14 protein-coding genes and 2 pseudogenes are annotated in these 22,589 nt (G+C 47.6%); 8 read left to right on the forward strand and 8 right to left on the reverse strand.

Annotated elements, in window-relative coordinates; translation table 11 throughout:
- Positions 1-17 precede the first annotated feature (17 nt).
- The 3 genes from FM037_RS24100 to FM037_RS24110 all read left to right on the forward strand — a co-directional run bounded on the left by FM037_RS24100 (position 18) and on the right by FM037_RS24110 (position 4,095).
- Positions 18-1,442, forward strand: coding sequence for a solute:sodium symporter family transporter (locus tag FM037_RS24100; protein WP_144048091.1), 1,425 nt, complete (start codon positions 18-20; stop codon positions 1,440-1,442).
- A gap of 369 nt (positions 1,443-1,811) precedes the next feature.
- Complete coding sequence (gene galK, locus FM037_RS24105; RefSeq protein ID WP_144048092.1) at positions 1,812-2,978, forward strand: galactokinase; 1,167 nt, start codon at positions 1,812-1,814, stop codon at positions 2,976-2,978.
- An 82-nt stretch (positions 2,979-3,060) separates the two neighbouring features.
- The gene (locus FM037_RS24110) at positions 3,061-4,095 is read left to right on the forward strand and encodes an aldose epimerase family protein (RefSeq protein WP_144048093.1); all 1,035 of its coding nucleotides are present in this window, start codon (positions 3,061-3,063) and stop codon (positions 4,093-4,095) included.
- Positions 4,096-4,168: 73 nt separating this feature from the next.
- On the opposite strand, the gene FM037_RS24115 is transcribed toward FM037_RS24110, so the two are convergent.
- A complete protein-coding gene (locus FM037_RS24115) occupies positions 4,169-4,606 on the reverse strand; it encodes a hypothetical protein (RefSeq protein WP_144048094.1) in 438 nt (145 codons plus the stop codon).
- Positions 4,607-4,798: 192 nt separating this feature from the next.
- Entirely contained in the window at positions 4,799-5,842 is a 1,044-nt protein-coding gene (locus FM037_RS24120) for an NAD(P)H-quinone oxidoreductase (protein WP_144048095.1), read from the reverse strand.
- A 423-nt stretch (positions 5,843-6,265) separates the two neighbouring features.
- Here FM037_RS24120 and FM037_RS24125 point away from each other — a divergent pair, with 423 nt between their 5' ends.
- Positions 6,266-9,328, forward strand: coding sequence for a M9 family metallopeptidase (locus tag FM037_RS24125; protein ID WP_144048096.1), 3,063 nt, complete (start codon positions 6,266-6,268; stop codon positions 9,326-9,328).
- Between the two features lie 69 nt (positions 9,329-9,397).
- Positions 9,398-9,937 (forward strand): DUF2059 domain-containing protein, encoded by a 540-nt coding sequence (locus FM037_RS24130; RefSeq protein ID WP_144048097.1) that lies wholly within the window; start codon positions 9,398-9,400, stop codon positions 9,935-9,937.
- Positions 9,938-10,046: 109 nt separating this feature from the next.
- Here FM037_RS24130 and FM037_RS24135 read toward each other — a convergent pair whose 3' ends face one another.
- Positions 10,047-12,557 (reverse strand): S8 family serine peptidase, encoded by a 2,511-nt coding sequence (locus FM037_RS24135; RefSeq protein ID WP_144048098.1) that lies wholly within the window; start codon positions 12,555-12,557, stop codon positions 10,047-10,049.
- A gap of 480 nt (positions 12,558-13,037) precedes the next feature.
- Here FM037_RS24135 and FM037_RS24140 point away from each other — a divergent pair, with 480 nt between their 5' ends.
- On the forward strand, positions 13,038-13,475 hold the full coding sequence (locus tag FM037_RS24140) for a curlin (RefSeq protein ID WP_144048099.1): 438 nt from the start codon (positions 13,038-13,040) through the stop codon (positions 13,473-13,475).
- Between the two features lie 13 nt (positions 13,476-13,488).
- Positions 13,489-14,997, forward strand: a complete 1,509-nt coding sequence (locus FM037_RS24145; protein WP_144048100.1) for a curlin — start codon at positions 13,489-13,491, stop codon at positions 14,995-14,997.
- Between the two features lie 292 nt (positions 14,998-15,289).
- On the opposite strand, the pseudogene FM037_RS24150 reads toward FM037_RS24145, so the two are convergent.
- The 5 genes and pseudogenes from FM037_RS24150 to FM037_RS24170 all read right to left on the reverse strand — a co-directional run bounded on the left by FM037_RS24150 (position 15,290) and on the right by FM037_RS24170 (position 19,412).
- Positions 15,290-16,068: pseudogene (locus FM037_RS24150) on the reverse strand (CsgG/HfaB family protein).
- Positions 16,069-16,070: 2 nt separating this feature from the next.
- On the reverse strand, positions 16,071-16,472 hold the full coding sequence (locus tag FM037_RS24155; RefSeq protein ID WP_407695616.1) for a curli assembly protein CsgF: 402 nt from the start codon (positions 16,470-16,472) through the stop codon (positions 16,071-16,073).
- Positions 16,473-16,507: 35 nt separating this feature from the next.
- Positions 16,508-16,849: a curli production assembly/transport protein CsgE gene (locus tag FM037_RS24160; protein ID WP_227993329.1), complete on the reverse strand. Its 342-nt coding sequence runs from the start codon at positions 16,847-16,849 to the stop codon at positions 16,508-16,510.
- Positions 16,850-17,253: 404 nt separating this feature from the next.
- Entirely contained in the window at positions 17,254-17,967 is a 714-nt protein-coding gene (locus FM037_RS24165) for a single-stranded DNA-binding protein (RefSeq protein ID WP_144048102.1), read from the reverse strand.
- A 77-nt stretch (positions 17,968-18,044) separates the two neighbouring features.
- Entirely contained in the window at positions 18,045-19,412 is a 1,368-nt protein-coding gene (locus tag FM037_RS24170; protein ID WP_144048103.1) for an MFS transporter, read from the reverse strand.
- Between the two features lie 266 nt (positions 19,413-19,678).
- On the opposite strand from FM037_RS24170, the pseudogene uvrA reads away from it, so the two are divergent.
- Positions 19,679-22,512 (forward strand): annotated as a pseudogene (uvrA, locus tag FM037_RS24175) (excinuclease ABC subunit UvrA).
- Positions 22,513-22,589: the final 77 nt, after the last annotated feature.

Consider the following 22,589-nt stretch of genomic DNA (forward strand, 5'->3'; position numbering starts at 1 on the left):
AAGAAAAGGAAATCAAGATGGAACAGATCATTCAACTGGTCATATTTTTTGGCCTGACGGCGACGGTGGGACTGATTACCTACCTTAAGTGCCGTAACATCAAACGAGACACCAGCGACAGCAAGGATTACTTTTTAGCTGGCGGCGGCCTGAGTTGGGTGGTTGTAGCGGGCTCCTTGATGATGACCAACATCAGTGCCGAGCAGATCGTCGGCATGAACGGCGCTCAGGCATTACTGGTTGCCTGGTGGGAAATTAGTGCCGCCATTGGCCTGATAATCTTGGCTAAGTGGCTCATCCCTATCTATTACAAATACAATTGTACCACCACCACAGAACTGCTGGAGCGCAAGTACAATGATAAGGGCATTCGCGCCATGGTCTCGGTACTCTTCATGCTGGGCTATGCCTTTATCTTGCTACCTGTAGTGCTCTACACCGGCTCATTGTTTATGAAATCTATGTTTGGCCTGCAGATATCCGTCACCATGCTGGCCATTATCTTCGCCGTTGTCGGCGCCGTCTATGCCATCTTCGGTGGCCTCAGAGCCATTGCCATATCAGACACTTTAAACGGCATAGGTCTGATAGCCATGGGGATTGTTGTCTCATATCTGGCCATGAACGCAATTAACTGGGATCTCTCGGGCATCCCGATTGAGCGCATCACGCTTATTGGCGATGATAAATCAGATATCCCCTGGCATACTTTGTTGACAGGTATGATCTTCATTCAGATTTTCTACTGGGGAACCAATATGGTGATCACCCAGAGAGCCCTGGCTGCCAAATCTGTGGAAGAAGCGAAAAAAGGACTTTATGCCGCAGTGGTGATGAAGTTAATCGTGCCTTTCATTGTTGTGCTGCCCGGAATTGTCGCCTTCAAGTTATATGGTGACGTAGGCGATGTCGCCTATGGGAGGTTAGTGGGAGACTTATTGCCATCTTGGTTATCCGGCGCTTTCGCAGCCGTGATTGCCGGCGCTGTGCTGAGCTCATTTAACTCTTGCCTTAACTCGGCGGCGGCGCTCTATACCTGTGATATTCACCAGAACTATATCAACCCCAATGCCGACGTGCGTAAGATAGGCACCCGTGTAGCCTTAGTCTTCACCTTAATCTCGGTCGCTCTGGTACCTGTTTTTGCACAATCGGAGAGCATCATCTCCTTGCTGCAACAACTCAATGGCCTCTACTCTATGCCAGTGTTAGCCGCCTTTATCTGCGCCTTGGTGTTTAAGAATGTTCACGCTAAGGCGATCAAGATTGGCCTGGTCTTCGGTGTACTCATATACGCCGTATTCACCTTCGTTTGGAGCCCTTTCCACTTCATACATATGATGGCGATCACCCTATTTGCGACCATCTTGGTCACCCTGTTACTGAGTAAGTTTGTCTTTGGTGGCCAGATCGTCACCCCCGTAGCAGCGACGGAGAGCTAGGTCGATAAGACTAATCCACAATATCTTGATGAAATAGAGCGAGCTTAGCGAGTTTTACTACTGGGCCATCGCTCTTTTTTCTATGCTGAAATGTCACTTCAAACCTAAGGGTTAACCTATAAAAAAGGGCAAAAACGACTATAAACGGATCAATTAGTCTGTTTTGCATCAGAATGTCGAAAAAACTCAGTTACAGCCTCGGCTTACTCATGCTATAAAAACCTATGTAATATTTATTTACATATTTAGCTGGCGATACATAAGCTAGCTATCAAGCAAGTAAAATGAAGCGGTCAACAAGTACCGTATTTAAACGCCTGCCTAATGGCAGTTATTGAGCAAACAATTTTATAAGGGAAGCTTTAAAGCATGTTGAATCCCGCACAGCGCGCGAACAAATTATTTGTGCAAACCTTTGGCACAACAGCAGACGATCTTTACTTGGCTCCTGGCCGGGTAAACTTGATCGGAGAACATACAGATTATAATGATGGTTTTGTCTTACCCGCCGCCATCAATTTCCATACGATTATCGCAGTCAAGCGACGGGATGATGATCTCTATCGCGCCGTATCCGATGCCTTCCCAGGTGAAATAAAAGAATGGAACTTCGGTCAGGAAGGCACCATGAATCCTGATGATGGCTGGGTTAATTACCTAAAGGGTTTTACTGCAGCCATGGCTGCAGCTGGACTCTCGGCTAAAGGACTCGATATCTCTGTGGTTGGCAATGTGCCTTTAGGTGCAGGCCTCTCATCATCGGCAGCCTTAGAGGTAGCCTTCGGCACCGCAGTCAATGATTGCAGTCAGCTTAGGCTCTCACCCCTTGCCGTAGCTCAGATGGCTCAGCGCGGTGAAAATCAATACGTAGGCTGCGCCTGCGGTATCATGGATCAAATGATCAGCGCCCTAGGCGAGCAAGATCATGCCCTGCTGATAGATTGTGAAGACTTAGACAGTGAGCCAGTTCATATTCCCGACAGCCTAAGTCTTATCATAGTCAACTCAAATGTTCAGCGAGGACTCGTCGACTCTGAGTACAACCTAAGACGCGAGCAATGCGAAGAAGTCGCCGATCACTTCGGAGTTGAAAGCCTGAGGCATGTCGATCTCTGCCAACTTGAAGCCGCTAGATCTGAGCTATCCGATGTCAGTTATAGACGAGCACGACATGTGCTGACAGAAAACCGCAGGACGCAACACGCCAGCCATGCATTAGAAGCGGGCAATATACCTAAATTAAGTGAGCTGATGGCTCAATCCCACGCCTCTATGCGTGATGATTTCGAGATAACAGTGACAGAAATAGATACCTTAGTCGACATCATCGCACAAGTCATAGGCGACCGTGGCGGCGTGAGAATGACAGGTGGGGGCTTTGGTGGTTGTATCGTTGCTTTAGTGGATCATGCCTTGACCGATGCAGTGGTCGAAGCGATTGAGAGTCAATATGCAGAAAAGACAGGATTAGAAGCCACTGTTTACCTCTGTTCGGCCAGTGCTGGAGCGACCCGAGTAGATGAAGAAGTTTATTAAGAGACTAAAGTTACTAGAATCCAGGGCCTAAGGCCTAGGAGCCAAAGTCTTGACTGCACATAATTCAATTTAAGGATACCCAATGGTACGTTTTCGCCCGCTAGACCTCTGGACCGATCCTCGTGGCGGTCAAATCGAACGTGTCAGGATAGATAATGGCATCATAGCCATGGAAGTATTGAGCTTAGGCGGAATCATACGTTCCTTGTGGACTCCGGATCGTCATGGCGAGCGAGGCAATATCGTGCTTGGCTGTGACTCTATCGAAGATTACCTCAAACAAGGCGCTCACTTAGGTGCCATTGCCGGAAGATATGCCAATCGCATAGCCAATGGCAAGATGAGTTTCGGTGAAGATGAATATCGGTTAGATATCAATCAGGCGAGTCATTGCCTCCATGGGGGGAGCGAGGGCTTTAATCGCAAACACTGGCATATGGGTCAACTGCCCGATGGCGTTCGCCTTAACTTAGTCAGTCCCGATGGCGATATGGGCTTTCCGGGGATCTGTAACGTGCAGTTAGATTATCGATTGGTGGGAAATAATCTCTATATGGAGATCTTTGCTGCAGTCAATAAGCCTTGTCCCATTAGCTTGACTCAACATAGTTATTTCAATCTTGAAGGCAGTGGTTCAACGAGTAACGCAGAGCATCAATTACAGATAGATACCACCAGCATGCTCACTCTGGACGACTCAGGTATTCCCACAGGAATGAAAGATGCTTCGGGTTCTTTGCTGGATTTCCGCCGTTCTAAAGCCTTATCTATCGTCCAAAATGATGAAAGTTTTGTCTCCACATCCGGAATAGATCATTGCTACCTAACAAACGCTTCAGACTCAGAAATGACTCGCTTTGGCTGCCTCAGCGCATCTGAATCCGGTAGAAGTATGACGCTATATACTAATCAGCCCAGTGTGCAGATTTACGGGGCAAATTACCTTGGAGGTAATTTGGGTAAAGGTGGCAAGGAATTAAAATCACATCACGCCATCTGTATCGAGCCGCAGCAGCTTCCAGACGGTGCCAATCAGCCCACTCTGGAAGCCGATCCCTGGATAAAACCGAAAGAGATTTACCACCATATCAGCCGTTATGAGTTTAAGACGTTTTAAAAGAATGAACAAAAGCGCCTAGGCTTTAAGAACTAGGCGCATAGACTCTTTCGACAAACAGCTCTTCAACACTTTATTCTTCGAGCCCGCCGGACCAGCCATTAGCAAACTCTCTGTCCAGACTCTCAGAGCCAGGCTCATTATCTGATGAGGCCCCATCGACCTCACCTCGCTTTTTTGATTTAGACTTCCCTTTAGTAATCAGAGGCTTATGCTTGGTGGCATTCGCATCGACCCAGCCCTGATGCTTCTCCATAAATTCTGAACGAGCCGAGTCCCACGCTGCACCATAGGCGTCTTCGGCAGCCTTGATCCTTGCCTTATCGAGATCATGAAGATTACCCGAGACTATCTCTTCGGCATACTCGATGATCGTATCTCTCACCGCATTATAAAGATAAATACGACCCGCTTTAGCTTCAGGAAACTGCTTATCATGAATGACAATAGCATTGCCTCGAGCCGTTCTTAATTCGCCATACCATACTGGTGTTTTTGTTGTGTTATACATATATGCCAATACCCTTAAATCAACACATTTTGAAAATCTCAGTCAATATCGAATTTAGCTTAAAGACTCAATTATTCAAGTTTTTCTGTGTAAAAATAATTTAATCCACAATAAATAAACCCTGGAAACCCATAAGGCTATAGTGGACTAGCCTGATGGCAGTTATATTTCGGCTATATTACAAAAAACATTTCAATCAGACTCTTCTCCATGAACCGATAACACTATTTTTCCTCTGTGCAGACCCGATTCCATCAGTCGATGCGCTCCGACACTGTCAGCAAGAGAAAATCGCGCCGATATATTTGGCACTAGCTTATTGTTACAGGATTCACCATCTCGAGTTAGCTCCAGTAATGGCCAGACCTTTTGCCGTAACTCAGAAGCTATATTGGCCTTAGCCTCTACACTCTGAGGCCTTAATGTGGAACCTGTCCAGGTGATGCGCTTAGCCATGATCCTAAATATGTCCACTTGCGCCTGTGGCCCCCTTTGCATGGCAACTGACACCATGCGTCCATCGACGGCTAACGCCTTCAAATTTTGGTTGATAAAATCGCCACCGGCGATATCGAACACCAGATTTACACCCAAATTTGAGGTGTAATCCATCACAGGTTGAACAAAATCATCCTGATAATTGAGGGCTAAATCGGCCCCTAGACTCAGACAATAATCACATTTCTCATCGCTACCCGATGTGGCTATGACTCTGGCTCCGAATGCTTTAGCTAAGGCTATCGCCGCGCTACCAATCCCGCCTGAACCACCATGAATAAGCACAGTCTCCCCGGATTGCAAACCCGCTCGCATAAACAGATTACCCCACACGGTGAAGAAAGTTTCCGGGATAGCGGCGGCTTGCTCCAGAGTCCAGCCCTGAGGGATAGGTAAGCAATGGGAGTAATGGGTGACCACATACTCGCCATAGCCACCACCAGGCACTAAGGCCGTGACCTTGTCACCTAGTTGCCATTGGCTCACCTCAGCTCCCAGAGCGCAGACTTCTCCAGCCACTTCCAGACCCAAGATAGGACTCGCATCCTTAGGCGGCGGATAGGCTCCCTTTCTTTGAGCAACATCGGGGCCATTGACACCGGCATAGGCGACCTTGATTAATACTTGGTCTTTGGCAAGTTCAGGCAAGGAGGAGCGCTTAAAAAACATCACATCGGCGTCGCCGGGATGATCGAAATCAACATGAAGATAATCTTGGGGTAGTAAGATGTTTGGCATAGTCAGTTTAGATTTCTATTTGCGAGCTCTTATACATACACCCCTTAATGGCTCGAATCAATAGATTCGAAGTGAGTGACCTCCATCTCTGGACCCAAGCACTCAACCATCAGTAAATTTTTAAAAGTTAAATGCTATTTTCTCAAATCTTAAAAATACATTAAAAATCAATTTGTTAAATGTATATTCTATAAGTTTAATTTAAATTCGAACAAAAAACGATCAAATTTATATTGTATATTATATTCCTTGGTTATATTGTTACTTTTTTGTTACGCACCACCCAAGGAAAGTGTTGCATATTCAGATGTTATGCATGCGGTCGCTTCTTTTATATCTAGATCATTAACAAGATCTGCTCAGCAGACAGTTAACTCCTGTGCCAAGTAGGTATCAGGAGCAATCAACAATAATGGAGACCCCATGAAACTTAACACCCTGGTCGTCGCACTTGGTTTAGCAACAAGCTTCAGTGCCATGAGTAACACACAAGTGAGTCATGACGAGACTAATCTAGACTCGAACCTGCTCTCAGCCCCCTTAACTTCATCCACTTTAGTATCTAGTCAAGTCTCAGCCCTAACCCGAACTCGTTCTCCCTGGGCCAATACAGAATCTGTCTCGCCCCTCGCATCGCCGGGTCCCATTGGACTCAGTGGCCCTATGGCTGCTACGGGTTGCAGCGCATTTATCGGACTCAGCGGCAATGCACTCGTGACTGAGCTTGCTAACTCAGATCCTCAATGTGTCAGCCCGCTCTACAACCTGAAGGGCCCGGATGCCACAGTGCTATTCAGTGAGTCTAATATGCGCACTATCGCCTCAGCCGTGCGTGACCGTGCAGCAGGCTATACCGGAGTTGATATCACAGGTATCGAGTCTTTGATCTATTTCCAACGCGCCGCACTCTACGTGCAGTTCTATAGCCCTAACGATGTACCGGCCTACTCGAGCGCAGTCAAATCTGACGTCAAGACTCAGATCACAGCCCTGTTTAACAATGGTAATATCTGGACCGTATCTACGGAGAATTCAGGCGTATTGAAGGAAACTCTGATCCTTATCGACTCTATTGGACTCGGCGCCGACTTCAATCACATCACTAAAGAAGTACTTAGCCGCTTTGATGCGAACTGGGAAGTTAACTTCGGCATGAATGCCGCCGCTAACTCGGTTTTCACAACCTTGTTCCGCGCCCAGTGGGATGACCCCATGAAGGCATTATTTGCCACAGACCAAAGCATTCTCGATGCTCTGAATAACTTCCAATTAGCCAATCGGCATCTGGTGGGTACCGATGCCGAATATGTGCTGACCAATGCCGTACGTGAGCTGTCTCGTCTGTATCACATCCCAGAGATGAAAAGCCGAGTCACCACTTTAGTCAAGGCGGTACTCGACAGCAGCAGTAAGAACGATACCTCGAAAGTGATCTGGATGGCCGCCGCCGAGATGGCCGATTATTATGATCGCAGTAACTGTAACTATTACGATATCTGTGGCTTCAAGGCGCAGCTGGAGGCCGAAACACTGACCTTCAACTGGGAGTGCTCTTCAACATTAAAGATGCGTGCTCAGAGTATGTATCGAGATCAGGCAAATTGGGCATGTGGTGTGCTAGGTAATCAGGAGAGTTACTTCCATACCAAGTTGGCCACTAACCGTACTCCTGTCGCAAATGACAATAACAGCGCCTTGGAGCTGGTCGTATTTGACAGCTCGAGCGACTACCAGTCCTATGCCGGTACCTTCTTCGGCATCGCCACCAACAATGGCGGCATGTACCTGGAAGGCTCACCAGCGGGGCTTAAAAATCAGGCGCGTTTTATCGCCTATGAGGCCGAGTGGCGCAGACCCGATTTCCATATCTGGAACCTGCAACACGAATACGTACATTACTTAGATGGCCGCTATAATCTGCAGGGTGATTTCGGCCGTGGGATCTCAGTCGACACCATCTGGTGGATCGAAGGCTTAGCCGAATACATCTCTTACCGTGATGCCAACACCACGGCCATCACCTTAGGTGAAACCGGGGAGTTCCCACTTTCAACCATATTCAAGAATAACTACAACTCCGGCCAGGACCGTATCTATCGCTGGGGCTACCTAGCGGTGCGCTTCATGTTTGAGAATCATAAAGCCGATGTGGATCAGATTTTAGCCTACCTGAGAAACGATCAATACACTGAATATCAAACCTTTATAGACGGTATCGGCACTCGCTATGACAACGAGTGGGCAGGTTGGCTAACCAGTGGTTTAAGTATCGTCGATAACGGTATAGTCGATCACGGGCCATCCGATGCGGCTGCGTTAGCGAGTGGCACTGATGGCAACTGGGCGGGCCCGGTTTCGACCATAAGTAAGGACTATTCGCCATGTACCGTAACCAGTGAAACCTATCGCTACACGCCCGATGCATCTCTGGTTATAGATCAGCCCATGGAGTGTATCGACTCACAGAATGGCAGAGCTAGCTTTGCCTTCGCCAACGTCGACCGAACCAATCAAACCCTGTGGATCAAAACCGGCGGCGGTTGGGGCGATGCCGATATCTATTACAGCACCACAGGTTGGGCGAGCGGTGAAATCAATGATGGTTTCGGCATAGGCAACGGCAACCATGAGGTGATTCAGGTCACCCTGAATCCGAACGAGTATTGGCACTACCTGACACTCTCCGGAGAATTTGGTGGAGCGAATCTTCTTGTCAGCACCTCTGAGGTGTTTGCCGATCCCGATCCGGCTCAAGGTGGTGGAACCAATCCCAACCCTGACCCAACTCTGGACTGTGGCGCCCCGACCATGAGTTACGGCCAACTGACATTCGGTAAAGATGAATGCATCAGTGGCGGTAGAAGCAGCTTCTATGTTTTTGTCGAGGAAGATAATACTCAACTGACCATCACTACATCTGGTGGAACCGGCGATGCAAGCCTGTATTACAACGCGGATACCTGGGCCGATGCTAACAATGCTCATGTCCGTTCGACTACTGCGGGTAATGAGGAGTCGATTCAAGTAACGGCGAACAGAGGCTGGCGCTACATAGAGGTCGATACCAATACCGAGTATAGCGGCACGACCATTAAGGTTAGCTTAGGTGACGGCACCACTGTGCCTGTAACACCACCAGCGAACGCTAATATCAGTGATGCCTGTCAGACACTCAACCCAGTGAGTGATGGACGACTCACATCCGCAGAGGCGCTCTGTACCGCCGATGGTGTGAACTACTACAGCATGTGGATCGATGCAGGTAGCATTGAACTTACAGTAAGAACAGGTCATGGAACAGGTGATGTCAGTATATATGGTGGCACTAGCTGGCCTAGCGCTCAGTCTAACTCGGCATCATCGACTAACGCGGGCAGCACCAATGAGTCATTCACTGTGACTAATCCGATTGAAGGTTGGTACTACATCACTCTACAGAGTGATGTAGCGAGTTCGGGTGTGGCCATTCAGGCAGATCTGAAGTAATTAATGCAGGAACCTAGATCCCAGACGCTAGATCCTAGGAGCTAGGTTCCTTAATCATCAGGAGTTGTGATGAAAAAATATATTTTGACCTTAACCATCCTATTTTCTAATACTGCTTTCGCTGCCGATAATAATGAGATCAGTCAGTCTCATCGAGCGGCTGCTCAGGCTGTGTTAGATGCCACCTTAGCCCAAGACGTGATCCCCCAAGCCATGTATCAACTCAAAGCTAGTTACGCTCATCTGGTGAAAGATCTGCCCTTAAAGAGGGAGCATAGAGAGATAGAGACCAGATACAGGGAGCAAGCATTCGAACTGGCTAACAAGCGACTCAACTGGGAACGGATCCAGCCTGAGTTTATTTCACTCTATACCAGTACTTACCAGGAGCAGGAGCTAAAGGATATCGCCGCCTTCTACCGCACCGAGACAGGTAAGAAATACCTAAAAAACATGCCTGCGACGTTAAGACAATCCAGCCAATTGGTACAAACTCAGATGAGGGATATCAGGGGAGAGTTCAAACAGGTCATCACTCAACTCGAGCTCGCTACTGACATTGAAAAATCCCATATTCCTAGCCAATCGACTAGCGGTCATCAACACTAACCAGTTTAATTTTTTCTCTAAAAAAACCATAAAAAAAGCGGCCCTAAGGCCGCAATCTAACAAGGAAGAGTTTCCTTATGGCACGTCTGAGTGCCTTGAATCTATTCGCTTAGAACTGAGCCGTAATTGGATCAGAACATAGGCTAGTAGAGGTTTCACAGATCTTATATTCAACCGATGCTGGTGCATTGGTGAATCGATCACGGTAACGACCATCATTATCTGTGGTTTTGATCATCACACCATCACGGTAGATACTCACAGACTCACCAGAAGCACCATCCCAAGTCAGGTCGACCAGAGCGCTACCGCGGCGTGAAACTCTAGCACGAGCAACAGTAGCCGTGATGCTGTGTTCAAATACCTCTACATCCATCATAGCCATGTCTTCGTTGCCTTCGGCATCGGTCACAGTCATAGACACAGAGTAAGTGCCTGCAGCAGCATATACATAGTTAGGACTCATATCGGCAGATATAGAGCCATCACCAAAGCTCCAGCTATAGCTGACGATATCGTCATTAGCGTCGGTACTCGTGTTAGTAAATGCCACATTCAGGCTATCGACACTGTAATCGAAGCTAGCGACAGGTGCAGCAGGAGCCGCATCACCCACACCAGAAACCACCATGCCCCAGCTATTTAATGTACCGGTATCAGCACCGACATTATCACTGACGAATAGTGTCCAGGTACCGGCAACCATCTCACCGTTGAAGTCACTCAGATCCCAACTCTTGATGATATCATTCGCACTTCCACCGGCGCGATTCGACAAGACAACTTCAGTGCCTGCTGGTGAAGTCAGAGTCACCAGTAGATCGCCACTCCAGGTATGAGTAATATTCACATCGGCATTGACGCCGAAGATCTGTACCACATCGCTGATCTCGATAGTGCTAGTAATACCAGTTGCATCGTTATCAGGAATATCTACAGATGAATCATTGCGATAAGTGAAGTCTTCAAGACCCTGTGGCAGTACAGTCAGAGATACTGACTTGTCCTTCTGGATCATGCCATCATCACCGGAAACGGTAATAGTATAATCGCCCCATGCTGCGTTATCTGCAGTCATCACATCGACGGTAAACATATCACCCGCCATCACAGTATCGTTAGACAGAGTAACGCCAGCTAATGCTGGTGAAACGGCTACCGTCAGCGCAACAGTATCATCCCAACCCGCTACGCTACCGACACTGAAGTCGTAACTGGTACCAGAACCGGCCTCAACAGTTTGAGATACTGGCGTTGCAGTGAAACGGTAACTTGGAGAAGGATCGGCCATATCCAACGCTGTCGCTACGTTGAGTCGAGTACCAGCAACTGTCTTACCTGTTAGATCGGCATTCACATCACCTGAGTCCATCAGCAGCTGTTTCATTTCAGCAACGCTCAGATCCGGATTGATTGACCAAACCAGAGCGGCAGCACCCGTCATATGAGGCGTTGCCATGGATGTACCCGAATAGCTCGAGTAACCGTTACCCGGAGTCGTCGATAGAATTGATGAGCCAGGTGCGCCCATATCGACACTGGTTAAGCCCCACTGTGAGAAGCCTGACATGTTGTCATTTCTATCGGTACTGGCAATCGCCATTACCGCGTCTGAATCATAACTTGCCGGATAACTGGCAGTCGCATCATTATCTGACGCACTGTTACCCGCAGCAGCGAAGAACAAGATGCCTGCATCGCCTGCAGAGTCGATTGAGTCTTTCAGCGCCTGGCTAAATCCGCCGCCGCCCCATGAGTTGTTGGTCGCCTTGATGTCTACACCATGATTAATCTTAAGATCAGTCAAGTAATCGATACAGGCAATCGCACCTTCGGTAGAACCCGATCCGCTCGCATCGAGGAATTGACAGCCGACGATAGTCACGTCCCAGTTAACACCCACAACACCGATACCATTATTACCCTTTGCACCGATAGTGCCCGATACATGAGTACCATGACCGTTACCGTCCATAGGGTCGCCATTATCATTGATAGCACTATAACCGTGAATATCATCGATCACGCCGTTACCGTCATCATCGATACCATTACCGGGGATCTCATTGGGGTTAGTCCAGATATTTCCCTGTAGATCTTCATGGTTATAATCGACACCCGTATCGATAACACCTACCACGACACTGGTATCACCTGTGGTGATATCCCATGCTTCGACCGCATCGATATCAGCATCGGCCGTTCCACCATCCTGACCTGTGTTGTGCATGCCCCAAAGAGAGACAAAGTCAGGGTCGTCCGGTGTTCCTATGGCCTTTATCACATAGTTTGGCTCAGCATACTTAACCGCTGGGTGCTTACTGATGACCTTAATAGCCTCGTCAATATTGGCACCTGAACGTAGAGATAATTTAGCTAAACGTCCATCGAGTAAGCGAGAGAATTTATCATCGATACCGTCGGCATTGAGATCACGAATGGATCCCCTTACTAGTCGCTGAGCCGAAAGTCGCTCGCTCTTAGTCGTGTTATCTTTATAAACAACGAGAATCGAATCTTTCACATATTCATGGTTAGAAATTGATTTTGCTTGTACTGGCGCAGATACAGCCATAACCCCTGCAATGGCAATCGCCAGAGGTGACAGTTTGTTTAACATAAACTGATTTCCTATTAATCCTTTAAAATTCCCCAATCCGGTACTTCATCCCTTTACCGCGTCATTCCTTGACCTAATACCAAGAGGTATAAGTAAGCCTCGAAAGTCACAGCGTGATAACCGGCACTTATTAACCCGTGAATTTTTGCCACACAAAAGCAAAATTTAAAAGGGTGTTAACATTTTTTACAACTTTACTACTAGTTGTATGGGGTTATACATTTAAAGAATATTTAATACCTTTTAGGATAATCTCGATATATTTCACTTAATTACAGCAATTTATTAGTTTATAAATTTAAATCGAATAAATAGACCTTCTTCCGATTGCGGCATTTTTCATCGATACGTACCTTGGATATCAAATTTGGCTTAACTAAAAACTTAGCCAGATCAGAGAAATCCATCGCGAGTCACAGGCAATTTTTGCAAGCATTACGCATTTAATGTCATGACAAGCAACTCGTAAAGGGGTGTTAAGTGCAAGCTTTAACTAAGGCTCTATCCATCATCATTCTACTATCAAGTAGCTTCTGTGCTCATAGCCAAGAGCCTCAAGAGCGCCAAGATAGTGAAGATTATGAAATACCTATCACTCTGCAAACTCTACTTGAAACTAACGGGCGAGGTAATTTCATTAACTTGGTTCAAACGGGTGTACTTAATCACGCTTATTTACTGCAGTCAGGTCATGACAACAGTATAGAGCTAGATCAAGTCGGTCTGGATAACCAAGCCAATATCACTCAATACGGTGATAACAATGAAGTCGAACTACTCCAGGTTGGTGTGCGTAATCAGGCTGATATTACTCAGATAGGTAATGACAACTTGGTTCAACTAGATCAACTGGGAAGCGCTAATTTTTCAATTGAACAGATTGCAGACGGGGCAGCAATCACAATAACTCAATATTAACAGGGAGCGTCAAATGAGAACGCAAACAAAATCGATCATAGCTTTAGCAATCGCCGCAGGACTCGGAATGAGCTCATCCGCTTTAGCGGACTCGGATAACAGTGCCACACTAACTCAGACTATTGTCACTGCTGGCGATGTGGTTGGCCAAGAAGCCTATGTCACTCAAACCGGTGACCGCCATACCGCAGTACTAAACCAAGAAGGCGACGAGCAGACAGCCACAATCGTTCAGGATGGATATTGGGCGGAAACTTATATCGATTCAAAGGGACTAGGTAACAATGTTGAAGTCGATCAAGCAGCCGATTGGCATGTTGCAGATATAAATATTGAAGGCGATGACAACGAAGCCTTAGTCGAGCAGGCTGATTTCTGGAACCAAGCCAATGTCGTTGTTTCAGGTAATGATAACTTTGTCGATGTCACGCAAGACGGCAGCCAGAACGAGGCTGTGGTAGAACTGTTAGGTGATACTAACTCAGCTATCGTTGTTCAGGAAGGTAGCGGGAACTTCAGTGTATTCCGTGTTGAAGGCAACGACAACGATGGTGATATCACTCAATACGGTGATAACAACATAGGTGGCATGGTATCGCTGGACATCACGCCAAACGTAGGTAACAACAACGACGTCGAAGTCTATCAGGAAGGTAACGGTAACTTAGGTGCCATCAAAGGTGTTGCTGGTGATAACAACAACTTCTTAGTGACTCAGGAAGGCGATAACAACACAGGTTTTGTCTACTCTCTGACAGGCTCAGACAATGAGATCGAGGTTAACCAGGAAGGCGACAGCAACACGGCTTACCTTGCCCTTACTACAGGTGATGATAACGATGTTGAGATCACTCAACGTGGCGATAATAACACTATTGGTGACACGCTAATTGCCGACATCCAAGGCGATGATAACAATATCGACCTTGAGCAGGAAGGCAATAACAACGGCGCCGAATTCCAGGTATGGGGCAATGAGAATGATATCGACCTTGATCAAGAAGGCGACACTAACTTTGCTACCTTCGGTGCATATGGCGATGACAACGATATCGACATGAGCTCAGACGGTGACAACAACGAAATTACTGCTTTTGCCGATGGCGAAGATAATGACATCGAAGTCCATCAAGATGGCAGCACAAACTTCGGCTATGCCGATGTTATCGGTAGTGATAACGAGGTCGATATTGACCAAAATGGTGACGAAAACGAAGCATTGGTCACAGTAGTTGGTTTTGATAACACAGATGTTGAAGCGACTCAAAATGGCGACCTTAACCTTATTGACCTGATCATCATGGGCGATGAAAACAGCGTCATGGTCACTCAAACTGGTGACGGTAACTGGTTTGGTGGTGAAGATGAGTCTGCGTTTGTCGTCGAAGGTATGGGCAACAGCCTGATGGTCGCCCAAAACGGCAACGATAACTTAGTGACAGGTTCTCAAACGGGCATGGGTAACAGTATTTCTGTGACTCAGACCGGTGACTTCAACTCGGCAGTTGTCATTCAGAACTAAGGCTAGTTAAACGTTAACTAGATTAGAAAGGGAGCCTAGGCTCCCTTTTTCTGTAGCAAGTACGGCACGCTGCAATGCCGCAGCTAGAACGTGACTTCGTCACTGCGAGGACGGCCTGCGGCCTTCGAAAATACAGCAAAGCAGCTGCGAGAAAAAGCTTTTGATCTTCTCTCACAGCCAACTTGTTGGCGTCCTCGAAGTGAACTTGCGAACGCTCTCATAGCGCAGCGGCCAATAAAAAGAGGCGCTATTGGCGCCCCTAGGTATGAAAATCAGTGTAACTTTTGATGAACTAACTCTTTACTGATGAATCATGTTGATTCCAATATCCCAGCTTGATCCCTTTCTCTATGATCTCAGCCACCGCGAGCTCTATTGCCTGAAGCACGCAGAACTGCACCGGCTCATTAGTCGTGAAACCTATTTCGGCTTCTGCCAGACGATTTAAGCTGGTAAAACGGATCAAACCTGCACGCATCTCCTGAGAGAAGACTCGCTTAGTGGTCGATACCGACATCATCACCTTACCAGTGTGTACATCGACGGCTCTGAGATAAATGGTCACCTGATCTTCCCGATACATCTCAGAAGCGCCAATACCATAATATTCAACCCCTGCACCACCGGTACTGATGTTGGTCTCATAGCTGATGATCCCCCCTCAAGCAGCAAACGCGCATTGGTCAGTAGCGGCACTTTAGCGTCTTTCGACTTCACGGGTTGTTTCTTGCTTATCTTCCGCTCAGTAAGCAGGTTTTGCAGCCCTTCACGCTCCACCGGCGTGAACCACTTAGATTCGAGCAGAGTCTGGATCAACATAGAAGTCGCCCCTTGCGTCACCGCCGTCGAAAACGAACTCACATTCTGTTGCGGCTTATATTGTCCAGTCTGATCCCTGAAGGAATAGACGGCGACCGGTATAGGGTATTTAGGCCCTGGTTTTTCCTGCAGTGCGCGCATGGTTTGACTCACAGGATTAATCTCGGCCTCGGTGACATTGAGCTCAGGCTTAGGAATTAAGCTACAAGCTGAGAGTAATAGCAGGCCACAATAAGAAATTAACTTTTTCATTACTATCCCCCGTTTAACGACATGACAATTTCAGTCACTTCGCCGGTCAAGAGGTTAGTCAGAGTCAAGATTACATTCTCTCCAACGGTAGAAATGACAATGGTAAAATCCCCGGTATCATAGATACCCTCGGTGATCTCACCATTTGCCACACCACGGGTCACTGTGTTGAGAATATTGCGTTCCAGTGACTCCTTAAAACGAGTCACAAAATCTTTCTCTGTGCTTTCTGCCGTATGATCATTCTGTATATTGGCTTTATTGAGCAGATATGAGCCATTGAGAGGCGACCCCCCAAAACTCGGATTGATTGGGGTATAAACCAATTCGGTTGCTTGAGCCTGGTTTCCCGCCAGACTTACAGCCGATAGCGCGGCCCCCATAAATAACATCCTGTAATTCATTATTCTTATTCCTAATCATCTTGATTACTAGCTCGCTAGTAACCGTCTGAGGTATCGGCAAACTCACCTGTTATCGCATTAGCTCTGACTGTAGCTATATAATCTATGGTGAGTAGAATGGCCTGCTCCGCTCTCTCCTTAATGGGGTTAGCTCGGCGTCCAAAATGGGTCCTATAGATAGCCGTTCCATTGACCTCTAAGGTGAGCCGTGTTCCGGCTTGTGGAAAGACCGTTTCGTATAGAGTGACATTAAATCCCTGGGTAAAAGGGAGATCTCTCCAATAACCTGAATAATAGAAACCAAAATCTTTTCCAAAGCGCGTCAAGGTTCTATCGATCACTAGACCGCTAATCTCTATGTCATCCTCTTTAGCCATCACAGGCCAAACAAGACTCAGTAATAGAGCAGTTAAAATCAGTTTTTTTACCATACACTCAGCCATCCCCCTAGGCTTAATAGACTTTTACATATGCCTAATCCAGCGCCAACGGGTGATTTCCTTATATTGTTATTGTGAGAGATATGAACTCGTCCACAGTAACAGTAAACCGCAAGCTTACGACCAGTAAAATGGCTAAAATTGCGGCTCAAAATAAAAACTAGAAGAAGGGAGTAATACTTTTGGGTAGTAAGAGGCTGTTAGAAAGTAAGCGCAAAGATGTAGCTAACTCTCACAGTCCGATCGCTATGTCTCGAATAAAAGTCATAAAAAAACCCCGCCGTAGCGAGGTTTCTGAGTCATACATAAGGAGTATATTTTAATATCCTACTTAGCAAGCCCTAGAACGGGATATCATCATCCCAACCATCATCGAGATCAGGTGTAAAGTTCTGTTGCGGCGCAGCCTGTTGTGGCTGAGGCGCTGGACGTTGCTGTGGAGCCGCTTTAGGAGCCGCCTGCTGTGGTGCTTGTTGAGCTCCTTGCTGGGGCTTGGGCGCATAAGCTGGAGCCTGCTGTTGTGGTGCAGCCTGTTGCTGCTGATAACCACTCTGCTGTGATGCTTGTTGCTGTGGTGCCTGCTGCTGACCACCTTGATAGCTGGCTTGCTGCTGTGGAGCCTGTTGACGCTGTTGAGGCGCCTGCTGGTAACCACCAGACTGTTGCTGCTGACTCTGCTGTTGACCATAGCCACCTTGCTGTCCGCCACCTTGACCACGGCTATCGAGCATCTGCATCTCGTTAGCATTGATCTCAGTCTTATAACGGTCTTGACCGGTCGCTTGATCTTGCCACTTACTGGTCTGCAATTTACCTTCGATATAAACTTTTGAACCTTTCTTCAGGTACTCGCCAGCAACTTCAGCTAAGCGACGGTACATGACGATATTGTGCCATTCGGTGCGCTCTTGTTGTTGACCCTGTTGGTCTTTCCAAGACTCACTCGTCGCCACTGTAAAGTTGGCTACGGCATTGCCATTTGGCATGTAACGCACTTCAGGGTCTTTCCCTAAGTTACCGACCAAAATTACCTTATTGACACCACGACTGGCCATTGAAATCTCCTGAAATATTCTTACTAATTACTATAAATTTTTCGCCCGCTTCGAAACAAAATATCCGAACAGGCGAGTTAGCTGACAGAGCCTAACACAGCTCGCGCCTCTCTTAAATCGAAATGCTCATCAACTTTCAAATATGCGACTCTCTCCTCTAAGACAACTATCGCCTCAGCAACTCCGGCTAATTGAGACAACTCACTTGCCATCGCCTTGGCCTGTTCTTTACCTTCTACTGTAGCTTCAAGGGTATAGCTCTTAAGCAGCACAGGATTCTCCATGCCCAAGGTCAATAACAACCAGACAGTCATCAAGCACAAAGCGGCCGCGAATACCCCGACGGCACCCAATAATTGATATGCACCGCCACCCAGTAAGCCACCGCAGAAGGCACCGAGAAATTGACTGGTAGAGTAAACCCCCATGGCAGAGCCCTTGTCTCCCACCGGACAAAACTTGGCTATTAAACTTGGCAGCGAGGCTTCCAGATAGTTAAAACCGGTAAAAAATAGCACTACTGCAATACTCAAAATCATCAGGTTATGGGCAAACAGCGCCATCAAACCTAAGGCCAGCATCATGACCAACAGGGACACCTGAAAAGTGGCTTTAGTATTTTTCTTCTTTACCCCTATGATGATCAACGGCACCATAAGGAAGAAGGCACCAATAAATGCAGGGAAATAGAGCATCCAGTGCTTTTCTTTCACTAAGCCCGCATCCACCAGATCCAGTGGCAAGGCCACAAATACTGCCGTCAATACCAGATGCAGAATAAATATTCCGGCATCGAGTCTGAATAGTTGTGGGTCGGTGATCATGGCTCTTAACTTGGTAGGCGTAGCCACTGTGTCACCTTTCGGTGCATGTGTGATGGGAGTAGGTACCAGAAACTGAACGATCAACATGCCTAGTACAGCCAGACACGCCGTCAAGGCGAACAGGCCCGATAAACCAATATACTGAGCAACGATAGGCCCGACCAATAACGACAGCGCAAAGGAAAAACCTATGCACATGCCGATTATTGCCATCACCTTAGTGCGCTGCTCATCCCGGGTTAAATCGGCGGCCAAGGCTAATACGGCGGCAGCGATCGCCCCCATTCCCTGTATTGCCCGGCCAGCGACGACACCATAAATCGTATCGGCATTGGCGGCGACCAAACTACCGATAGCAAACAATACCAGACCGATGAGGATGATAGGTTTACGGCCAAACTTATCCGATAGCATCCCCATGGGGATCTGCAGGGCGGCTTGAGTCAGACCATATGCACCTATGGCTATCCCCACCCAAAGTGGTGAAAAGCCCTCGAGATGTTGTCCGTATAGCGCAAAGACAGGCATGATCATAAACAAGCCCATCATGCGTAAACCAAATACACCGGCTAATGAAAACGCGACTTTGGTCTCAGTCTTTGATAGTCCGTTATTGGCCATGTTCCGCCCTGATCTGAAGTCATAAATAAGTCGCGCATGTTATCACGAAGCACTTAATTAGCTCAAAAAGAATCTCCCAAGATGTGATTAAACAATGTTTAGACAGAGCAATTGCCTAAGAGAGAATATAAATGTACTCGAAGTACACTTCCTGAGTGCAAATGAACGAACTAGAAGGATCCTGTCCGTCCTCAAACCTAAGAGTTCCGCTTTTGTCATTTTTTATGCGATAATCGATCTCTTTTTTATTCGGCATAGAGAGACAGATGGACAAGATTGAAGTACGTGGCGCCCGCACCCACAATCTAAAAAACATCGACTTAACGATTCCCAGAAACAAGTTGATTGTGATCACCGGCCTTTCAGGCTCAGGAAAATCATCCCTAGCCTTCGACACCTTGTATGCCGAAGGCCAGAGACGCTATGTCGAATCTCTCTCCGCCTATGCGCGCCAATTTTTAAGCCTGATGGAAAAGCCTGATGTCGATCTGATTGAAGGTCTCAGCCCGGCTATCTCAATCGAGCAAAAATCCACATCCCACAACCCCAGATCGACCGTAGGTACCATCACGGAGATCTACGACTATCTGCGATTACTTTTTGCCCGTGTAGGTGAGCCCCGTTGTCCAACTCATGGCCAACCACTCGCCGCACAGACGGTCAGTCAGATGGTCGATAAAGTCATAGAGTTACCCGAAGGCAGCCGCCAAATGCTACTGGCACCTGTGGTCAACAATCGCAAGGGCGAGCATGTCAAACTCCTCGAGAGCCTGGCGGCTCAAGGTTTTATTCGTGCCCGTATCGATGGGGAAGTCTGCGATCTGACCGATCCACCAGAATTAGAGTTACATGTGAAGCACACCATAGAAGTCGTGGTCGACCGCTTCAAGGTACGAGACGATATTAAGCAGCGCCTGGCCGAGTCATTCGAAACCACACTCGAGCTATCCGGTGGTATTGCGACTGTCGCCTCTATGGACAATGACAAACAAGACCAAACAGAAGATCTCTTGTTTTCTGCCAACTTTGCCTGCCCACACTGTGGTTATTCCATGGCCGAATTGGAGCCAAGAATATTCTCCTTCAATAACCCGGCTGGCGCCTGTGGTACCTGTGATGGTCTGGGTGTGCAGCAGTTTTTCGATGCAGACCGCGTGATATTGAATTCCGAATTGTCTCTCGCTGGCGGCGCGATTCGTGGCTGGGATAGACGCAACTTCTATTATTTTCAGATGCTCAGTTCATTAGCCGAACACTATAAATTTGACATTGAGAAACCCTACCAGCAACTGACCGATGACGTACGCAAGCTGGTGTTATACGGTTCTGGAAAAGAAAGCATTTCCTTCAAGTACATCAATGATCGAGGGATGTAGTGGTACGTAACCACCCTTTCGAAGGTATTCTCAACAACATGGATCGTCGTTACCGTGAAACCGAGTCAAACGCCGTCCGTGAAGAGCTAGCTAAGTTCATCAATACTCAGTCCTGTCAAAGCTGTGGTGGATCTCGTCTGCGGGAAGAGGCGAGAAACGTATTTATCAAAGATCTTAACCTGCCAGTACTGACCGAATGGTCTATCGGGGAGGCGATGGACTACTTCAGCAGTCTAGAGCTACCGGGGCAAAAGGGTCAGATAGCAGAGAAGATCCTCAAGGAAGTGCGAGACAGACTCGGCTTCCTAGTCAATGTGGGACTCAATTATCTGAGTCTATCCCGTTCGGCGGAGACATTATCCGGCGGAGAGGCCCAAAGGATCAGGCTCGCCAGCCAGATTGGCGCTGGTCTGGTCGGTGTCATGTATGTACTCGACGAACCCTCTATTGGTCTACATCAGAGAGATAATGAACGCTTACTGCAAACCTTGGTTCACCTAAGAGACTTAGGCAACACGGTAATCGTCGTCGAACACGACGAAGATGCGATCAAGATGGCCGATCACGTTATCGATATCGGCCCCGGAGCCGGGATTCATGGCGGCGAGGTGATTTGTGATGGCACCCTGCAAGATATTCTCGACTGTGAGGCTTCGATCACCGGCCAATATCTGTCTGGCGCTAAACAGATCCATATCACTGAAGAACGCGTTGCTTACGACGCAAATAAAGTGATTGAGCTATTCGGGGCCAGCGGTAACAACCTTCAGGATGTAGATTTAACCATTCCCGTAGGCCTGTTCACCTGTGTCACCGGCGTATCAGGTTCTGGTAAGTCGACACTGATAAACGACACTTTCTATAAGATAGCCCATAGACAGCTCAATGGTGCCACTGTTGATGAGCCCTCCCCTTATAAGAGTATCGAGGGCATGGATCACTGCGATAAGGTGGTCGATATCGATCAGAGCCCTATCGGCCGAACACCCAGATCTAATCCAGCCACCTATACTGGTATTTTCACCCCTATACGTGAGCTGTTTTCCGCGACCCAAGAATCTCGCACACGAGGCTATAAACCGGGGCGTTTCTCTTTCAACGTCAAAGGCGGCCGCTGTGAAGCCTGTCAGGGCGATGGTCTGATTAAAGTTGAGATGCATTTCCTACCGGATGTTTATGTCCCTTGTGACAACTGTAAGAGCCAGCGATATAACCGTGAAACCTTAGAGGTAAAATACAAGGGTAAAAACATTCACGAAGTCTTATCTATGACTGTCGAGGAGGCACGAGGTTTCTTCGATGCCGTGCCAGCCATCTCTCGAAAACTGCAGATGTTGATGGAAGTCGGTCTCTCTTACATTGGCTTAGGTCAGAGTGCGACGACGTTATCAGGCGGTGAAGCCCAGCGCGTCAAGCTTGCCAAGGAGCTATCGAAAAGAGACACGGGTAAGACCCTGTATATTCTCGATGAGCCGACAACCGGACTGCACTTCGCAGATATCCAGTTACTTCTGGACGTCTTGCATAGACTAAAATCCCATGGCAATACCATAGTGGTGATAGAGCACAACTTGGACGTCATCAAGACTGCCGACTGGATCATCGACTTAGGACCCGAAGGCGGCGCCGGAGGTGGAACTATTTTGGTGGCAGGTACTCCAGAAGAGGTCGCTCAACATACTGAGTCCCATACGGCACGTTTTCTTAAGCCTCTGATTCAATGATACAAGACGTGAATAATACCCGTATTTAGATAAATGCCGGCCCGAGTCGATATGGCTTGGGCCTCTAATTAACTAAA

Origin of the sequence: Shewanella psychropiezotolerans (assembly GCF_007197555.1) — a bacterium.
In the GTDB taxonomy this organism is placed as follows: domain Bacteria; phylum Pseudomonadota; class Gammaproteobacteria; order Enterobacterales; family Shewanellaceae; genus Shewanella; species Shewanella psychropiezotolerans.

Excerpts from the sequence above, each read along its gene's own strand:
- FM037_RS24100 (WP_144048091.1), top strand. The coding sequence starts at position 18 with ATGGAACAGATCATTCAACTGGTCATATTTTTTGGCCTGACGGCGACG.
- galK (WP_144048092.1), top strand. The coding sequence starts at position 1,812 with ATGTTGAATCCCGCACAGCGCGCGAACAAATTATTTGTGCAAACCTTT.
- FM037_RS24110 (WP_144048093.1), top strand. The coding sequence starts at position 3,061 with ATGGTACGTTTTCGCCCGCTAGACCTCTGGACCGATCCTCGTGGCGGT.
- FM037_RS24115 (WP_144048094.1), bottom strand. The coding sequence starts at position 4,606 with ATGTATAACACAACAAAAACACCAGTATGGTATGGCGAATTAAGAACG.
- FM037_RS24120 (WP_144048095.1), bottom strand. The coding sequence starts at position 5,842 with ATGCCAAACATCTTACTACCCCAAGATTATCTTCATGTTGATTTCGAT.
- FM037_RS24125 (WP_144048096.1), top strand. The coding sequence starts at position 6,266 with ATGAAACTTAACACCCTGGTCGTCGCACTTGGTTTAGCAACAAGCTTC.
- FM037_RS24130 (WP_144048097.1), top strand. The coding sequence starts at position 9,398 with ATGAAAAAATATATTTTGACCTTAACCATCCTATTTTCTAATACTGCT.
- FM037_RS24135 (WP_144048098.1), bottom strand. The coding sequence starts at position 12,557 with ATGTTAAACAAACTGTCACCTCTGGCGATTGCCATTGCAGGGGTTATG.
- FM037_RS24145 (WP_144048100.1), top strand. The coding sequence starts at position 13,489 with ATGAGAACGCAAACAAAATCGATCATAGCTTTAGCAATCGCCGCAGGA.
- FM037_RS24155 (WP_407695616.1), bottom strand. The coding sequence starts at position 16,472 with ATGAATTACAGGATGTTATTTATGGGGGCCGCGCTATCGGCTGTAAGT.
- FM037_RS24160 (WP_227993329.1), bottom strand. The coding sequence starts at position 16,849 with ATGGCTAAAGAGGATGACATAGAGATTAGCGGTCTAGTGATCGATAGA.
- FM037_RS24165 (WP_144048102.1), bottom strand. The coding sequence starts at position 17,967 with ATGGCCAGTCGTGGTGTCAATAAGGTAATTTTGGTCGGTAACTTAGGG.
- FM037_RS24170 (WP_144048103.1), bottom strand. The coding sequence starts at position 19,412 with ATGGCCAATAACGGACTATCAAAGACTGAGACCAAAGTCGCGTTTTCA.